This is a genomic window from Arsenophonus endosymbiont of Aphis craccivora (assembly GCF_013460135.1).
Lineage (GTDB): Bacteria > Pseudomonadota > Gammaproteobacteria > Enterobacterales > Enterobacteriaceae > Arsenophonus > Arsenophonus nilaparvatae.
In genome coordinates this window covers 1,555,940-1,574,314 of the sequence record NZ_CP038155.1, presented here as the reverse complement: position 1 = coordinate 1,574,314, position 18,375 = coordinate 1,555,940, and the positions used below count along the sequence as shown (strand labels likewise).

Below are 18,375 nucleotides of genomic sequence, written 5' to 3'. Positions count from 1 at the left end.
TTTTTATGTTGGCTCTGTCCCATGCACTAAAGCAACGAAGTTTTCAGTGGACGTTTTTATAGCAAAACGAATTAAAAAAATGCCATTTTGAGGTACCGACACAAGGTGAATATTATGATTTTTCACAACACGATTCACCGCAGCAGTCTGGCCAAGATAATCTTAATGCCCTTTACCAACATCTATTGATCCCTGGTGTGCCACCATTATTTAAATTGTGCTTATGCTATCTGGGTAAAAACGATCAGCAGATGGAGAATGTATTAAATCTTGTTATTCATCATCTAATTATTGACGGTACCTCATTTCGTCAGTTTATGTTTAATGTCCAGCGCTTTTATCAATTATTAATAGAGTCTCAACCATTACCGCAATGGGCATCGCCAGAATGTTATTTCATCAATCAACAGCCAGAAAACAGTTTAACTCAATCAGAATTGGCGCTGGCGGAACAACGTGCACAAGATTTAATTGGGCACCCGTGTCAATTAATGCTACCTCACAGTTCGTATAAGAATGAAAAGGTAGAAAGTAAAATGTTATCGTTACCTGAAACTCTTATTAAAAGTATCCAGGTTTTAGCGGATAAGCATAATGCAACCCGGAATATTATTTTACAGGCACTATTTGTTGGCTTACTTCACCGTTTATCGGGTCAAAATGATATTTTCATGCTCTCGCCAGTGAGTATGCGCCCGATCTCTCGCGGCGAAGAAGGCGGATGTTGGGTCAACACTGTCATTTTAGGTCACCATTTTACCGCAGATTTGAGTTGGTCTAACTTATTTGAACAAATCATTTTGCAACGTAAATGCTGGAAAGCGGCAAAACATATCCCTTTGGCAAATATCATTAATGCGTTGCGTAAACAGAAAAAAGAACATTCATTAGAAAGGTTCAATCTGATGTTTGCTGAAACGGTGGCATTAAACGACAGCTATCGTTTCAGTGATGGCGTCACCGTCTGCGAAAATTATGAATTTATCGAAAGTAGTAATGACCTACAACTACTGTATTGCCAGGCAGAAAATGGTGAAATCCATTTACGGTTAAATATCGCGCCAACCATTAATCAGGATGGGCTATTTAACGCTTTTATGGTGCAATATCAAACAGCGTTAGAGACAGTGTTGGTAAATTCTGATCAGCGTATCATCGATTTACCGCTGCTTACACCGGCTATGATAGCGAAGATAGATCAACGTAATGCTACCGCCGTCGCTTGGCCTGACCATACTTTGGCACAACAATTCTATACTCATGTGTTAGAACAACCTGACCATATTGCGCTTATTGATGATGTGACCGGTCAACAGTGGAGTTATGGCCAACTTCACCAGATTGCAACCCATATCGCTAATCATTTAAATGCCATGTTTACTGATCCGCGTCAAATGATTGTCATGTTGCATATTGAACCTCTGGCGCAGTTGGTGATTGCTATTTTGGCGGTACAGTATGCAGGAATGATTTATTACTGTATTGATCGTAGTGCACCTGAGGAGCGTAAAGCAGTGATGAAGGGGGTGGTACAGCCCGATTTACTGTTAGTCGATCAACCCCAAATGTTTGCTCTGGCATTACCGCAATTAGAGATATCACTTCTGCTGGAGTAGGCTCAAACGTCTTTGTTTGATGCCATATCTCCCTTGAGCCAGAGGCCAAAAGGGTCGGTTGAAGATCTGAGTCACATAATTTTTACCTCCGGTACCAAAGGCACCCCCAAAGGTGTGGCATTATCTCATCAGTCAGTGATGAGTACCTTATATCAGCCTCGACACCTGCCAGTCTCACAGCGTGTTCTCTATTCTGCGAATGAAACTTTTGATTGTGCAACGTTGCAGTTGTGGTCAGCTTGGATCCATGGTGCGACGGTCATTACCCCAGAAAGAAAAGCCATTGCTGATCGAAAGCGAATGCAGAAGCTGATTGATAATTATCAACCAGATAATATTTTCTTAGCGACGGGATTATTTGATAGCTACATGCAGTCTGTTAAGACCGCGCTTTTTTCAACAGTTAATACGGTGATTTTTGGTGGTGATGTTGTGAACCCTACAGCGGTGCGTGCTGCCCAGCAGGCTGGGGTCAAAAATTTGTTTAATATCTATGGTCCGGCGGAAACGTGTGTTTACAGTTTTGCTTATGCGGTACGTCGCCAAATCAACGGGGCCCTGTTCCTCTTGGCTGGGTTTCCAACAACATGCAGGTCTATATTCTTTATTCGCAGCAGCAACATGTTCCTGATGGCGCCATTGGTGAACTCTATTTTGTCGGTCAGGGATTAGCGCGTGGTTACCATCATCGGCCAGATTTAGATGAAAACGCATTTGTTGAAATTAGCCTTCCCGGTTCTAAGAAAGAAAAGGTTAGAGCTTATCGCAGTGGTGATTACGGTTTTTGGAGTGAAGAGGGATTGATTTTTGTCGGACGGCGTGATGATCTGGTCAAAATCAGGGGCTATCGTGTTGAATTAAAAGAGGTGCGCCTGGCACTGGAAGCTGTATCGGGTGTCATTCTTGGGGTGGTCATAGCGCCTGGAGAAGCCGGTCATCGGGAACTACATGGTTTTTATATTAGTAATAATCCGTTGGATAGCAGCCAAGTACGTAAAGAGCTAGCTGATAAATTGCCAGAATATATGGTTCCACGTTATCTGCAGCAAATTGAAAAAATGCCACTGACGGTGAACGGTAAATTTGATTTGCGGGCGCTAGAGGCTATGGAGGTGATTGATCTGCCGCGCAATGACAAATTTATTGCGCCTCGTAATGATATTGAGATGAAGTTGTATACTCTTTTTTCGCAGCTTTTTCTTAACGTAACGATTGATATCCATAGCCACTTTTTTGAACTTGGTGGTTCATCGCTGGATGCATTAAGACTGGTAAATATGGTTGAAAAAGAGATTGGCCAAATTCTTTCACTGACTGAATTAATTCGTTATCCAACTATTGAGCAATTAGCGGTTTTACTACGTATACGCACCAGAGGTAGCCAGCAGCAAAATGTGCGGGCAGACAATTTAATGAACTTTCGTGACGGCAAGCGCCATCTTATCTGTATACATCCTGGAGGCGGTACCGCTTATTGCTATCTAAAACTAGCTAATGCTCTCAATCGTGACCTTGGCATACATGGTATTCAGGCGCAAGGTGTAAAAGAGGGAGAATCATTTTTACCCAGTTTTGATGCTATGGCAGACCACTAACTGACTCAAATTGAACATCTGCTTAGTCAGCCTCATATACTATGCGGTTGGTCATTAGGGGGGCTGATGGTATTATTAATGGCGCGTAAGATTCAACAACGAGGTTTTCACCATAGCAAAATTATTATGTTTGATACTGGCTACCATTATCCCGAAATGGTGCGCTGTATCCCACAAATGGGATTGGACGAATTTAAACAGAAATTATGTCGTTTTGATGGTATATTTCCAGATATTCGTGAAGAAGATATTGATCGTTATCACAGCTTATACAATCATCACCGTCTCTTACTTACTGGTATAACTGATGTTCCCCATTTTTCTGGCCGTGCCTGGTTAATTCAGGTACGCGACAAAGAGTACACCTTTGATATTGAACGTGCCGCCGTAGCATGGCGTCAGGTTATTCCCCAATTAGTTGCGTTGCCCACTTCAGGTAATCATTGGTCGTTGATGGATCCCCTCACGTGCAAAAAGTGGCGACGATGGTGGAAAATATCATGGCTGAACATTGCCAGGAGATGGTTGAGGAAGTATGCATATGAACACCGAAAAACCGCAAAATTTACTTGCTGCTTTTCACCATTGGCTTCAAGCGGTGCCTGAAGCCAATACTTGGGTCGATACACAGCAAAGCTTGAGCTACCGCGAACTGGAGGACAAGAGTAGCGTATTGGCGGCCAAATTGGCTGTTTTAGTTGGAAAACCTGGCGACATTATTGTTCTGCATTTGCAAAAAGGTGCCGATATGGCGATAGCTATATTGGCGGTAGTAAAGCTTGGAGCCAGTTATCTTTGCGTTGAACCCGATACACCTAAAGCCCGTTTAGAACAACTGTTGCAAGATGTAGCGCCGGCGCTGGTACTGACATCATCTGTCATAAATTGTGCTTTACCGCAGACCACACGCTGTATTGATTACAGTCAGTTACCTGAAGCTAGTCCTATCTCTACATTTTGGGGATACCATTCAACACCGCAGACTTGTGCCTGCCTGTTTTATACCTCTGGCACCACCGGGAAACCGAAAGCAGTAGCAATTAGCCACCAAGGGAGCTTGCATATGGCTTGGCAGCCAGATTATGTCACTATTGCCCCTGGCCAAGGGAGAGGCTAGCTTTCTACTCCCGCTTTTGATGCTTTCAGTTTCGATTTTTGGGCAGCATTAACCAATGGGGCATATACGGTAATGATCACGCCGGATATGCTCTGTTATCAGGGAACAGACAGTGATTTTAAACCTGCTGCTCCAGTCGATGTGTTATTTATCACCTCTGCACTATTTCATTCATTAGTCGTCGGTACCGCCCCTTTGCTGGCCTCAATAAGCTGCTTATTAGTAGGGGGAGAAGCATTAAGACCGAAAGCGGTTCGCCAGTTTTACCGTCAGTTTATGCCAAATCCACCTCAGCTGATCCAGGTTTATGGACCGACGGAATGCAGCACTTTTGCTACTGCCTGGCCAGTTCCGCAGAATTTCATAGGTGACCGGCTACCGATCGGGCAAGGGATCGGACAAACTCAGTGCTGGGTTTTGACACCTGAAGGGGAACTTGTTAGCAAGGTAGAAAGTGGTGAGCTTTATCTTTCTGGTCCTGGCGTGGCACTAGGCTATTACGCAGATGAACAAGCCACTCAGCAGAAGTTTGTCGACGGTCATTTTACTGCACCATCTGTTAGTTGTTATCGCACCGGTGACAAAGTACGCTGGAACAAACAGGATCAATTGGAGTGGTTGGCGCGGATTGATAATCAGGTAAAAGTTCGTGGTTTTCGTTTTGATATCAATGAGCTGGAACAGCATATTCTCTTGGCACCGGATGTTGAGGCGGCAGCGGTGCTGACGCGTGAAAATGAGGTTTCCATTGAGTTAATCGCGTTTGTCAGTGGTGATGTCGATCGACTGATAGATTTTCTTAAGTCACGAGTGCCCGGCTGGATGATCCCCCATCAAGTGCACAAGCTACCAGCTCTGCCTTTGACACCAAATGGCAAAATTGATCGCCAGGCATTATTTCAATCACTCGCTGTGCAAAATCGGTCACAAGAGTTACAACCTTTTAGTGAAAACGATGCTGAGGCTGCACTGCGATGTCTGTTGCGCCACGATAATTTCTACCCGCAACTTTCCTTACTGGAAAATGGCGGTGATTCGCTGACAGCTATGAGAATGTTATCAGCCTGGCAAGAGCCACAAGGTCAGGCGGCAGTGACAGCTGCTGAATTACTTTATACCAACCACGTCAGTGCGGTATTAGCCAGGTTACAGCCAGTTGCTGCGCAAGCAACCATTGTGCTTGATAACGATATTAGTCATGTGGCTTCTAGTGAACAATTGCGCATGTGGTTTCTACAGCAGCGTGATCCCAGTCTTTATGCTTATGCGACGCCTTTTCAATTTGAATTTCAGGGTCAGATGGACGAGCAGAGTCTTGAGCAGGCACTACAGATATTGGTACAACGCCATGGTGCTTTCCGTACCTTGTTTGAGTTTGACATAAATTCGCAACAGCTAATGCAACGTGTTGTTCCGCAAAGTGATTTTAGTCTTGAGCATCAACAAGTGAGCGATGTTGCTTGGTCCAACTGGGCTAAAGAGTGGTTCAGACATCCTTTCGATATAGGTCACAAGTGTGCTCTGCGTGCTTGTTTACTCACCATCGAGAGTGAACGGCGAGTGCTGTTGCTAAATATGCACCATGCACTGATTGATGGTGAGTCGATCAATATTTTACTATGTGAGCTGAGCCACTGTTATGCGGCGCTACAGCACAACCAGCAACCAGCAACCAGCAACCAGCAACCAGCAACCAGCAACCAGCAACCAGGGTTTGTGCCACTAAATTACTCACTGTTACACCATACAGCAGCATTAAATCTTTACTATCAGCAGGATAGTTATAAGCAGAGCCTAAATTTTTGGCGCGCAAGGCTGCCAGAGATACTGGCGATACGGCGACGCTATGGTTTAATTCCCGCTGCTGATATGGCTGGTGAGCGTCAGCAGCTGATGATCGACCAACAGACGACTCAGGCCATTAAAGTGCTGGCAAAAAAACAAGGGATGACGTTTGCCGGATTGCTGCTCAGTGTGTTGGGATGGAGTTGGGGACAATGGCAAAATCAGAGTGCTGTCACTATTGGTTTCCCTGACGCCGGTCGCTTTTTGCCAGGTAGTGAAAACATCATTGGTATGTTAGTTAATACGCTGGTATGGCATGAGCAGATATTGCCCGATGACACATTGGCTAGCTTCTTGGATCGTTCGGGAAAAGAGCTGAAAAATATTTTCCGTCATCACACGGTGAACTATGCAGACTTAACTGAACTTGCTTCAACTATGCAGGCGGCAGGACAAACGCTATTCGACCTAGTATTTGTTATGGAGAATACCGATTTTTGTTGCCTTGAATTGCCAGGCCTGAAGATGAAAAGCAGTGTACCAGACATCGGTAGTGCCAAATTTCCATTTTTGGTCTGTTTGACACCACAGGGGATGGCAACAGAAGTGATTCTGGAGTATCAGACGGCGTTGTTCAGTCGTGAGGAGGCTCATTTTTTTGCCAGCCAGTGGATCAGTCTGTTACAAAAGTTAACCTGCGAGCCAGTTGTTATGAACACACTTTCAACTCAGTTTTCCTCTTCCCCTTCATTCGCTACCTCTGTTATTGCTAATCAGGGGCAGCAGCAGACGCTCTCTTTTGCTAAGTTGCGAGCCTGGCTTGATCATCAAAGGAACCTGACCCCCGAAGCTTTGGCATTGGTTGATAATAACGGGATGACGCTAACTTATTCCTACTTAATGGAACAGGTAGCGCGCATGGAAATATTCCTTAGTAAACAGTGGAGATTGTCTTATGGCAGCGTGGTAGCGATCTACACTCATGCTGACCGCCATGCAATTATTGCTATTTTAGCGATGGCCAATCGCGGCATTTGTTTTGTCGGTTTGGATGTGAACTACCCAGATAAACTAATTCCACATATTTTAACCACGGCAGGAATCGATGCCGTGATGGTTGATCGCGCCAATGCAGCTTCGCCATTATTAACCGCTCAACCCGAGTTGCCGTTAATCCCGATTGACGGTTATCTGCAAGTGACTAATTGGCAGCCGTTGCCCCCAGATCAGGCTATTAATGCAGATACCTTGATGTATAAGGTATATACTTCTGGCTCCACCGGATTGCCTAAAGAATTGGCAGCACGCCACAGCCTAATGTTAAATATTATTCAGTGGCAAAATGGTATTGGGCTGGACAAACCGGCACGTACCTTACAGTTTACCTCTCTCTCCTTTGATATTTCTCATCATGAGATCTGCACAACCTTATGTACCGGCGGTACATTGTTATTACCTCCACCGGATTTTCGTCGTGACCATCATGCTTTACTGCGATTTATACAAACTGAGCGCGTTGAGCGCTTGTATATTCCCTATATTGTTTTGCAATCCTTAGCCGAGACTGCGCAAGCGTTGAAAATGGCGCCAGATTGTCTTTGTGAAATAGTCAGTGCTGGAGAGATGCTTTTTTGTACTGAGGCCATTAAGGATCTATTTCGTAAATCACCGGGTTGCCGGCTTATTAATATGTATGGTACTTCAGAAACTCACGTCGTCACTAGCTATACCTTGCAGGGTGAGCATGATAACTGGCCAACAGCTGTGCCGGTCGGTTATCCGACAGATAATTGTGGCGTGTATATCGTTGATGAAACCAACCAACTGCTGGCCGATCAACAACAAATCGGGCAGATTGCGATCACTGGAATGCACGTATGGCCCTGCTATCAAAATAATCCCAGCGCTAATCAGCAGAAATTCTGTCAGCTCTCACTGAACGGACAACATCAGTTAGCTTATCTGACCGGAGACATAGGTCATTATGATAACCAGGGGCGTCTTAATTACCTTGAGAGACGCGATTATCAAGTCAAAATTAATGGTTACCGAGTGGAATGCGGGCAGTTGGAAACACTGCTGCTAGAAAGCGGCTATTTCCATTCAGTGGCGGTGACGGCTCAGCAAGATAAATTAGTAGCCTATTTGCGTCTTAAATCGGCAGAGACCCTAGTGTCAACGACGGAGTTATATCAGCGATTGCAGCAGTGGTTGCCAGCAGGTGCTTTAAAAATGGAATTCCGCGTGGTAGATGCACTTAGTACGACACCGAGCGGCAAAATCGACCGGGCTGGTTTAGCCGGGCTGTTATGGTATCCGATGCCAGATGATAATCTTAGTGCTCAGCCGAATATCAAACGGAAAGCAACAAATCAGCGCTTAGTAGCAGACTGGCACTATTTATTAGAGAAAGAGCTTGGTGGGAAGCCTAACAGTGGGCAGACCAAATTTTTTGCTATGGGCTTAACATCGCTACGACTGATAAAAATCCATGTAGCATTGATTCAGGCCGGCGCTAGTACTCTCAAACTTAATGATCTGTTTGAGCATGCGAGTATTGATGAGCTAAGCTCTTTTTTAGCCGGTGAATCTATGTCACCACCTTCAATCGTATCGACAGTAACTGAACAAGCCACATTAAACGAAACCTCAGCGGACCAAGAAGCCATTGCGGAGATTGGCATGGCAATCAATGTCAGTCAATGTGCTGATCTGGCAAAGTTTTGGCGTGCTGTTATGGATTCTCGCGAGTTGGTGGAACGTGACAGAGCTTCAATCATCACTAATAGCGAAGATAAAGAGCGTAAAGTGACAGTACGTTCATCCTTATCAGGTATTTTTGACTTCGATCCAAATTGGTTTGGTATTTCGCCACAAGAGGCGAAACGTATGGATCCACAACAACGCCATTTGTTGATGAGTGTAGTACAGGCGTTAGAAAATGCCGGCTATAGTAGCAGGGAAGATTTGGTGTCTGTTGGCATCGTAGCCAGTACAGGTGATGCCTTTTACCAACGCTGGTTAGAGCGTAGAAATTGTGCGGAAAATCACAATAGCGATCCTTTTTCCTTGGGTTTATCTTATCAAAAGGATTTTGTGGCGACTAAGGTGGCTTATTATCTTGGCTTGCGGGGCCCGGCGCTGACGGTACAAACGGGGTGTTCAAGCTCTTTGGTGGCAGTGCATCAGGCATGCAATGCATTAAATATGGGTGATGCTGAAATGATGGTGGTGGCTGGTGTCAATATCGATCCTGATGCAGTACAGGGATATAAATGGGCGCCTGGCCATATCTTCTCTAAACAAGGTAGTACTAATCCGTTCAGTGATACGGCGGATGGCACGTTGGCGACTAATGCGTGTGGCGTAGTGATCCTCAAACCATTGGCGGCAGCTCGGCGCGATAATGACCGCATTTATGCCGTTATCAGCGGTAGTGCAATTAACAATGATGGTCGCGATAAAGCGGGATATAACGCGCCTTCTGTTGCTGGTCAGACAAAGGTGATTAATTTGGCACTCGCACGTGCCGGAATAGCTGCCGATCGAATTGGTTATGTTGAAGCTCACGGCACGGCAACACCGCTGTGTGATCTGATCGAAATTGCTGCACTTAGCCGGGCATTCTGATCGACAACGAGTAAAACGGGTTTCTGCCATATCTCCTCAGTAAAAAGTCAGCTCGGTCACGCTGGTCCAGCTGCTGGTATCTTAGGGCTGATCCGTGCTGCTTTGGCGCTCTATCATCAAGTACTGCCTGCTAACGTAGGCTACGAGCGCGCTAATTCATTGCTAGAAATAGATAAAACACCGTTCACTACCAGTGCCACCAGTCGCCAGTGGAATAGTGAAGAGCTACGCTATGCAGGTGTTAGTAGTTTTGGTATGGGTGGTACCAATGTGCACCTTATCTTACGTGAGCCACAACAGCAGGAGCGCTGTACGCATTCAGTTAAGCAAACAGGGATCTGTCTGGCGCCATTATCTGCTTCTACGCCGCAGGCGTTGCAACGGCTGATCGTTCAATTGTTGAATGTCATGCGTACCTCTTCACTGGATTTATCTACCCTCTGCGCACGCTTATCACTGCATAAACCACAATCAATACGCTATCTTGGTATATGGAACGAACTTGGTAAAGCGCAGGCAGAAATGGAAAGTTGGTTAACCCAGGGACAAAATAGCCAGCAGATATTACTGCGGATTGATAGACTACAAAACAGCCAGCAGCTGTCGTCTACTCAGGCTCAGCAGTGTCGTGATTGGTTGCTGGATGAGGAAAGTAGTTGGCCAATCAGTCGGGTAGATAATCATCCCGCAAGCTGGCAGTTTTCTATTACCAACTTTGTCTGTGCACCTTTTATGTTACTTCCTACAGGAGTTCCTGCAAAGCTACCCACTAAACAATGGCGTTACACTCCTTGCTGGCAAGTGGCAGTACAGAATAAGATGGCGGTTGCCGATCTCTGTCTGGTTATTGGCAGATTGCCCGATAATGTACAGCTGACTGCTCGTCAGGTGCGGGTGTTATCAGTAGAAGAAAAATCCGATCAACTATTACAGCAGGCAGCAAACACGGCAGGTAATGTACAAATTCTGTGGGTTTCTTCTGTTGGCGCGAGCGCTGTTGAACTGTTGTTGAGTCTCACTGATGTCGTACAGGCTGCTAGCAAGTGGCTGTCGAATCGCACGCTAGAATTGGATCTGCTCACTGTGAGTGCATTGAGTACGGCAGTGGGGGAGGCTGTACTACCTGAACAGGCGATGTTAACCAGTGCACTGAATGTTATTATGCAGGAACACCCACAGATACATTGTGCCTTTCTTGATTGTTCTGCTGATAGTCCGACTGTGGCTATCGGATATGGCCTAAGTCAGCATGGCATGGTACATGCATGGCGCAGGAAGGGATGGTTAAAGCTCAGCTATCAGCCGTTGGCAGAGCAACCACTGCATCAGTTATCTACGCTGCTGCCATCAGGCACTTATCTTGTATTAGGTGGCAGCGGTGGCATCGGTCAGGCATTGGTACAGGCCATTGCTGCCATTGCCCCACATAGCCAATTTGTTCTTGTTTCACGCTGTGTAAATAAAGAGCCTGTCGTTTTGCATTTAGCTGGTCAGTGTGAGTACGAATCGCTGAGTTGCGACATCACCAACATCGCCGAGGTACAATCACTAACGCACTTGTTACAAGAGCGTTATAGCCATATACAGGGGATTTTACACTGTGCCGGCGTGCCGGCCGGGGCGCTTATTGCGCGTCATCAGAGTGCTGAAGATTTTGTCGTTGTTGAGGAAAAAATTCGTATCTGCGACGAGCTGGAAATTCTGCAAGCACTTGAGCCGCGTTGGATTATCTGTGCTTCCTCTATGTCGGCTCTCCATGGTGGTGTTGGACAGCTTAGTTATGCTTGTGCTAACGGATATCTGGATGCATGGGTAGCAGCCAAAGCCGCCAATCAGCAAAACTGTTGCTATCGAACAATCAACTGGGATATCTGGCAGGATGGTGGTATGGCAGTGCAGTAGCTTCCTGCTGGACTGCGTCGTCATGATAATCTGCTGCATTTGAGTACTGGTATCACTCGTCGTGAAGGGGCTGAAATGCTCTATAAAACCATGAGTACACAGCAGACTCAGCAACTGGTATGTACAACCGGTTTTACTGAATCCCGCTGGTTTTATCAACAGCACATACCATCCCGTCCATCTATGGCTGCCAGCTCTGATCTAGCGGATAAATTTTCATTACCGTTGATTCGAAAACTGTACGCGGAACATCTTGGTATTGAAGAGAGTGACAATAATACTTCCTGGGAGAGTATGGGCGGTGACAGTATGCAGGCGCTGGATTTACTCGATGAATTGAATACCCAATCTCCCCGCCCATTTACACTTGCTGAATTTATGCAACTGGATACACCTGAGGCACTTTACCGTTTTATTACTGATGATACGGCTACCGCCAAACCATCGCAGCAGATCAGCAAGATGGCTGGGGCTCAGATGGTTTTACTTCACCCGATTGGCGGAGATCTCTTAGCCTACAGGGAAATGTTGAAGATGCTCGATAGTCTGGTCAGTGTTATTCAGATCCAGGATCCTATGTTAGATGGACAGGTGCTAGCAAAAGATACACTTGTTGAACGAGCTGCAGTTTACTGCCGCTAGGTATTGCCGCAGCTGAAAGACAACTGTCCTCTGATAGTTGTGGGATGGTCATTTGGCGCACTTCTGGCCTATCAAATGGTGGCTATGTCAGAATTACAGAGCAAAAAACCGGTTTTAATCATGATAGATCCGCCTGCTGCGTACTCATGGCAAACGCCACCAACGGATGACTCCCAATTGCATGGGTTTGCCAAGGAACTGAATTACAAACTGCATGATATTACTCTGCCACAGGTGAAACTTTTGATGATGGGTAAAGCTAGCGAAGGGTTGGATTTGCCACCTTTTACCCGGAATTATGTAGCTAATCTGCTACAAGCTTTCCGACGTAATCTCACTTGCTTGCGTAGTTTCATTCCAGGTTGCCACCTCCAGTAATGACCTATCTGCTTTATGCTAGTCAAAGCCAGAAGGCGATGCAGTTCTGGCGTCAGCAACTTAAAACCGCCGAATGTATTTGTATTGAAGGTAACCACTACTCAATTTTGAACAGCAACAACGGGAAAGAACTATTCAGTCAACTAAACCGAATTATCGCCATTGTCATCAACGCTAGAGCCGTGACTGTGTATTCGCCTAGCATCGAGCATGCGGTCACTTAACTTCCGAGGGATAGCCTTTCTTGGGAAACCAATCAGTGTTGACGGCAGACGTGAAAACAAATCTCGGCAACACTGGTTTGCTATCTAAACGGTTTGCTCTGCGCGGCAAATATAGCGCTGGATGCAGCCTTACAAATAGTACAGAGGAAAGAAAGGCTATCGGTTAAAAAAGAGTAATGCGAGCAGCATACACCAGCTGACCCGAAAAGAAATAGTGAAGCAACATAAAACTTTCGCTGGAGATAAAAAATGAATCATTTTTAACCTGCTATTGATAATAGCGGGATTAATTATTTTATGGCGTTTTAATTTGTTGGTTATTAGCGATGGTTTGTTAAATGTTCACTGCAATCACGACAGGCTCAATGCTGCCTTTTATTCGATCTTTTGAGGTGGGGACGATTACCTCTTTACCTGGTCTGCGTTACTGCTTGATCAATTTTGATATTCGCTGTTATCAGGACGCATTGTTTACCTATTTTGCTATTCCTTTTCCGCAAACGTTGAGTGCAGCGGTTGTTAAACGTCGAGCGGAATATATTGCAGTAAGATATGCGGCTAAAATACTGCTACGAACTGCAGGATGTAATAACACACCCGGTATTGGGCAGGATCGTGCTCCAGTTTGGCCATCAGGATGGTGTGGTAGCCTGTCCCATACCGATGGACATGCTATCGCACTAGTATCGCCACAGGAAGCCGATCTGATACCGGGTGTCGATATCGAGACATTCTCTTCGTTAACAATAAGGCAGACCGCAAATCTTTTTTCTTCGTTGGATGAACAAGCACTGCTGGCAGATAGTGGTATTGATTATGAAATAGCATTATTAGTTACGTTTTCTGCCAAAGAAAGTTTATTCAAGGCGCTTTACCCTGAGGTCAGATATTTTTTTGGTGTTGAAGCAGCCAGGGTTTGTAAAATAGACATTTTGCATCAACGAATTACGTTGGAATTGACACAAACACTTACCCAGAATCGTAAAAAAGGTAGCCAGATAGCAGGTTATTATGTAATGCGGGACAACCAAGTTATTACTTTATTTGAGTGAAATATAATTGTTTTATCTCCAGATAATAGTGCTTAATTTAGCTGTAAATAGGGCTTTGTTGAATAAATCGAACTTTTAGGTGATTGGCGGAGCTGATCGCTAAATTCGTTTCAACATCAGGTCCCCATGGCAAAGCAAAAGTTTAAAATTACCAACTGGCCCGCGTACAACAAGGCACTCAGACAACGCGGTTCCCTGACGGTCTGGCTTGATGAGTCGGCCATCGCTGGATGGACTGACAGTTCTTCGCCTGAAGGTCGTGGCCGGCCGCTTTACTACAGCGATATGGCTGTTACCACTGTCCTGATGATGAAGCGTGTGTTTAACCTGTCGCTCCGGGCATTACAGGGCTTCGTTGATTCGATTTTTAAACTCATGTCTTTGCCGCTGTGCTGTCCGGACTACTCGCTGGTCAGCAGACGAGCAAAGAGCGTCAACATCAGCATAAAAACGCCACCGCGTGGTGAAATCTCGCATCTGGTCATCGACAGTACCGGTCTGAAGGTCTTTGGCGAAGGTGAATGGAAAGTCAGGCAGCATGGGGCTGACAGACGAAGAGTGTGGCGCAAGCTTCATCTGGCAGCAGACAGTGTGAATCATGAGATTATCTGTGCCGACTTATCGCTCAGCGGAACGACAGATGCGCAGGCACTGCCGGGCCTGATTAACCAAACCCACCGGAAAATCAGGGAAGTGTTAGCAGACGGTGCTTATGACGCCTGTTACTGCCACGATGCGTTGCTAAGAAAGAAAATCAGGCCCCTTATCCCGCCGCGAAGCGGAGCGAAATACTGGCCGGACAAGCACCATGAACGTAACCATGCGGTGGCGAATCAGCGTCTGAGCAGGAGTAATGATATGTGGAAAAAGAAAGTGGGTTATCACCGGCGTTCAGTGGCAGAAACAGCGATGTTCCGCATAAAAACTTTGCTGGGTGGCCATCTGAGCCTGCGTGACTATGAGGCTCAGGTAGGTGAAGCAATGGCGATGGTCAAAGCGCTGAACCGTATGACGTTGTTGGGTATGCCACACAGCGTCAGGATCGGATAACAGCTGTAGCAGAGGGAGCCATCCTGGCGGCTAATTCTGATTTATTCAACAAAGCCCCGTGATTGTTAACCGTACACAACAAGAAACACCAGATGAAACATTATTACGTCAAACAGAAGGGAATGTTTTAGGGATCGTGGTTGATGCTGCTCGCCGGTTATTAAATTAAAAAGTTCTGCAGGTTTGGCTAATTTTTCGATAAAACGAGGATAACTAATTGTTATTTTTATGAAAATAGAGATAAATTTATTTGTTATATCTTTTTTATTTAATCGCTGTTTTTATTTGTCTTAAGTAATTCTCGTTTTATTTTTTTATCGAATGTATTTAGTAATTTTTATTTTGATAAATTAACGGATAATTTTTGTTATTTAGTATTTTTTAGTAAACTAATGAATGTTAATAGCCGGATAATAGCATAGAATAAAATAACTTAAATTTAACATTTTGTAAGTTAAATTTGCCGCATTATTATATTTTAATCTGACAATAATTTACATTATTGGCTGCATAATAACGAATTTTTAACTGAAATAGGAATAATAAATTGACATTGTCAGAGATTATTAATGTTATTACCGAATTTGCTCGCGACCATCAAATATTAGCTATCTTTATTGTTTTTATATTAGCTTTTGGCGAATCGTTAGCCTTCATTTCATTATTACTCCCTGCGACAGTGCTTTTGCTTGGTTTAGGCGCATTAATTGGTGATAATGGGCTCACTTTTTTACCAATATGGTTAGCTGTTGCCTGTGGTGCTTTTTTGGGAGATTGGTTATCTTATTGGTTTGGCTTTCATTATAAGAACAGTGTACGCCATATGTGGCCAATTTCCCGTCGTCCTGAAATGCTCGATCGAGGTCATCTTTTTTTGGAACGTTGGGGAGTATGGAGTGTTTTTATCGGCCGTTTTTTTGGTCCCTTAAGGGCAGTAATTCCTTTGGTAGCGGGCATCTGTGCTATGCCTAAACATTATTTTCAACTCGCTAATTTACTTTCTGCTATGGTCTGGGCATTTGCTATTTTAGCGCCAGGGGTATTTGGTTTATCTTGGCTTGCTCAGTGGATGGGGTAAAATAGCCGTTAAATTTCATCCTGTGCTATTTGTTGACCAAAATAAGCAAAATTTATTCTGGACATTTATACAGTATACCACTAAGTTATTTTATAAAATAAAGACTATTTTAAGGAAACCAAGGTGGATATTCAGTTATTATATGCAATTATTGGCTTTCTTACCGGCACACTCTTTGGTGGTAGTTTAATTTGGCTAATTATCGCGCAAAAAATGAATAAAAAAGAGTCTGAATTGCGAGATTTTTACAGTATCCAAGCTAGCTATGAGGAAAAAATTACCCATCTTGAATATTGGAAAATTGAGTGTGAGCACCGTGATCAAGAATTAAGGTCACACAGGGAAATTAATCGTAATCAAGAAGTTGAACTACGTGAAGTCATGACACGGCTTGAAGAGACACGGCTGGCTTTTGAAGAGAAACAGCGGCTGTTACTCAATAGTGAACAGCGGTTAAATGTTCAATTTGAGAATTTAGCCAATCGTATTTTTGAACAAAATGAACGTCGAGCTTCTGAGCAGAACCGTCAAAGTTTAGTTGCACTATTAACCCCTTTCCGCGAACAACTAGATGGTTTTCGCCGTCAGGTACATGACAGTTTTAGCCAGGAAGCGCGTGAGCGCCATACTCTAGCTCATGAAATTCGTCAGCTTCAGCAATTAAATGCAGAGATGGCAAAAGAAACGATTAATCTGACTAAAGCGTTAAAAGGGGATAATAAAATTCAGGGAAATTGGGGTGAGACAATTCTCTCTCACATATTGGAAGCTTCTGGGCTAAGGCGGGGGCATGAATTTGAAACTCAAGTCAGTATTAATACCTCCAATAGTCGTTATCAACCTGATGTGATTATTCGTCTACCGCAAGGTAAAGATGTTGTTATTGACGCCAAAATGTCATTGACAGCTTATGAGCACTATTTTAATAGCGAAGATGAGCAACAGCGGGCAACGGCATTACGAGGGCATGTTAATTCAGTACGCAATCATATAAAAGAACTTGGCCGAAAAGATTATCATCAATTAAATGGGTTAAGATCGCTGGATTATGTATTAATGTTTATTCCACTCGAACCGGCTTATTTGATTGCTTTACGCGAAGCGCCTGAACTTATTGACGAAGGTTTGAGAAATAATATTTTACTCGTTTGTCCTTCAACTTTATTGGTGGCAGTTCGTACAATTAATAATTTGTGGCGTTATGAACGACAGAGTCAAAATGCACAAGTAATTGCCGAGCGTGCTGCTAGAATGTATGACAAAATGCGGTTATTTGTCGATGATATACAGGTGTTAGGTCAGAGCTTGAACAAAGCACAGGTGAATTATCAATCAGCGATCAAAAAATTAGCGGAAGGAAAAGGTAATTTGATTAGCCAGGCGGAAAGTTTAAAAGAATTAGGAATAGAAGTTAAACGCCCGATTGATATTGAATTTAGCAAACAGACTGCTAAATCATAATTAAGAAGAATCGTTAGATCGTAAATAAGATCTTACAATAAACATGATTACAATTTCGATTATTATAATGATTAAATGAGCGCAAATTATGGTAGATCCAATTAAAGAAAGCTCTGATTTTGGCTTTCGCAAAGTAGCCAAGGATGAGAAAGCGGATTTGGTTACTGCTGTTTTTCATTCGGTGGCTGCCAAATATGATCTTATGAACGATCTGATGTCATTAGGGATCCATCGAATCTGGAAACGTTTTACGATAGAAGCCAGTGGTGCACGCCGTGGGCAACATATTTTAGATCTCGCTGGTGGCACTGGAGACTTGACCGCTAAATTTGCCAAAATAGTTGGCGAAAAAGGTGAGGTTATTCTGGCTGATATCAACGATTCTATGCTGAAAATGGGGCGCGAAAAGCTCCGCGATCGCGGTATTGTTGGTAATGTTAATTATGTTCAGGCTAATGCTGAAGAACTACCTTTTCCTGATAACTACTTCGATTGTATAAGTATTTCTTTTGGCCTGCGCAACGTTACTGATAAAGATAAAGCGCTTAAATCAATGTTTAGGGTGTTAAAACCTGGTGGTCGTTTATTAGTATTAGAATTTTCAAAACCGATTTTTTCAGCATTAACTAAAGCTTATGATGCCTACTCTTTTCATATTTTACCACGAGTTGGTCAAATGATAGTCAAAGATGCTGATAGCTATCGCTATCTGGCTGAATCTATTCGCATGCATCCGGATCAGGACACTTTAAAAGCAATGATGGAGTTAGTCGGTTTTGAACAAGTTTCTTATACCAATATGAGTGGTGGAATTGTGGCCCTACACAGAGGGTTCAAATTTTAAG

The 18,375-nt window shown here is 44.1% G+C and carries 9 protein-coding genes and 4 pseudogenes; all 13 read left to right on the top strand.

All coding sequences use genetic code 11. The features are described 5' to 3' along the window. Nucleotides 1-251: 251 nt before the first annotated feature. The 13 genes and pseudogenes from E3U36_RS12710 (at nucleotide 252) to ubiE (ending at nucleotide 18,374) form a co-directional block, all read left to right on the top strand. Nucleotides 252-2,288 (top strand): annotated as a pseudogene (locus tag E3U36_RS12710) (AMP-binding protein). Next, a pseudogene (locus E3U36_RS12995) lies at nucleotides 2,204-3,817 on the top strand (alpha/beta fold hydrolase). The pseudogenes E3U36_RS12710 and E3U36_RS12995 overlap by 85 nt, the downstream one beginning before the upstream one ends. Beyond that, nucleotides 3,747-10,145 (top strand): annotated as a pseudogene (locus tag E3U36_RS08025) (AMP-binding protein); the annotation flags it as partial. The pseudogenes E3U36_RS12995 and E3U36_RS08025, both read left to right, overlap by 71 nt. A 6-nt stretch (nucleotides 10,146-10,151) precedes the next feature. After that, nucleotides 10,152-11,645: an SDR family NAD(P)-dependent oxidoreductase gene (locus tag E3U36_RS13245; protein ID WP_369412970.1), complete on the top strand. Its 1,494-nt coding sequence runs from the start codon at nucleotides 10,152-10,154 to the stop codon at nucleotides 11,643-11,645. 39 nt (nucleotides 11,646-11,684) lie between these two features. After that, entirely contained in the window at nucleotides 11,685-12,287 is a 603-nt protein-coding gene (locus tag E3U36_RS08010) for a phosphopantetheine-binding protein (RefSeq protein ID WP_180816172.1), read from the top strand. 39 nt (nucleotides 12,288-12,326) lie between these two features. Next, the gene (locus E3U36_RS08005) at nucleotides 12,327-12,665 is read left to right on the top strand and encodes a hypothetical protein (RefSeq protein WP_180816170.1); all 339 of its coding nucleotides are present in this window, start codon (nucleotides 12,327-12,329) and stop codon (nucleotides 12,663-12,665) included. Then, on the top strand, nucleotides 12,665-12,889 hold the full coding sequence (locus E3U36_RS08000) for a hypothetical protein (RefSeq protein ID WP_180816169.1): 225 nt from the start codon (nucleotides 12,665-12,667) through the stop codon (nucleotides 12,887-12,889). Before E3U36_RS08005 ends, E3U36_RS08000 begins: the two co-directional genes overlap by 1 nt. A 338-nt stretch (nucleotides 12,890-13,227) precedes the next feature. Then, nucleotides 13,228-13,941: a 4'-phosphopantetheinyl transferase family protein gene (locus tag E3U36_RS07995; protein ID WP_180816167.1), complete on the top strand. Its 714-nt coding sequence runs from the start codon at nucleotides 13,228-13,230 to the stop codon at nucleotides 13,939-13,941. Between the two features lie 126 nt (nucleotides 13,942-14,067). Beyond that, nucleotides 14,068-14,991, top strand: coding sequence for an IS5 family transposase (locus E3U36_RS07990; RefSeq protein WP_180816165.1), 924 nt, complete (start codon nucleotides 14,068-14,070; stop codon nucleotides 14,989-14,991). Nucleotides 14,992-15,049: 58 nt separating this feature from the next. Next, nucleotides 15,050-15,160, top strand: a pseudogene (locus tag E3U36_RS07985) (uridine phosphorylase); the annotation flags it as partial. Between the two features lie 378 nt (nucleotides 15,161-15,538). Further along, nucleotides 15,539-16,069 carry a DedA family protein gene (locus tag E3U36_RS07980; RefSeq protein ID WP_180816163.1) on the top strand — a complete coding sequence of 177 codons (531 nt, stop codon included), beginning with the start codon at nucleotides 15,539-15,541 and terminating at the stop codon, nucleotides 16,067-16,069. Nucleotides 16,070-16,192: 123 nt separating this feature from the next. Continuing rightward, complete coding sequence (gene rmuC, locus E3U36_RS07975) at nucleotides 16,193-17,530, top strand: DNA recombination protein RmuC (RefSeq protein ID WP_180816161.1); 1,338 nt, start codon at nucleotides 16,193-16,195, stop codon at nucleotides 17,528-17,530. An 88-nt stretch (nucleotides 17,531-17,618) separates the two neighbouring features. Beyond that, nucleotides 17,619-18,374, top strand: a complete 756-nt coding sequence (gene ubiE / locus E3U36_RS07970) for a bifunctional demethylmenaquinone methyltransferase/2-methoxy-6-polyprenyl-1,4-benzoquinol methylase UbiE (RefSeq protein ID WP_180816160.1) — start codon at nucleotides 17,619-17,621, stop codon at nucleotides 18,372-18,374. Nucleotide 18,375: the final 1 nt, after the last annotated feature.

Bases quoted from the DNA above. Each gene is read 5' to 3' on its own strand.
- E3U36_RS13245 (WP_369412970.1), top strand. From the start codon at position 10,152: ATGCGTACCTCTTCACTGGATTTATCTACCCTCTGCGCACGCTTATCA.
- E3U36_RS08000 (WP_180816169.1), top strand. From the start codon at position 12,665: ATGACCTATCTGCTTTATGCTAGTCAAAGCCAGAAGGCGATGCAGTTC.
- E3U36_RS07995 (WP_180816167.1), top strand. From the start codon at position 13,228: ATGTTCACTGCAATCACGACAGGCTCAATGCTGCCTTTTATTCGATCT.
- E3U36_RS07990 (WP_180816165.1), top strand. From the start codon at position 14,068: ATGGCAAAGCAAAAGTTTAAAATTACCAACTGGCCCGCGTACAACAAG.
- ubiE (WP_180816160.1), top strand. From the start codon at position 17,619: ATGGTAGATCCAATTAAAGAAAGCTCTGATTTTGGCTTTCGCAAAGTA.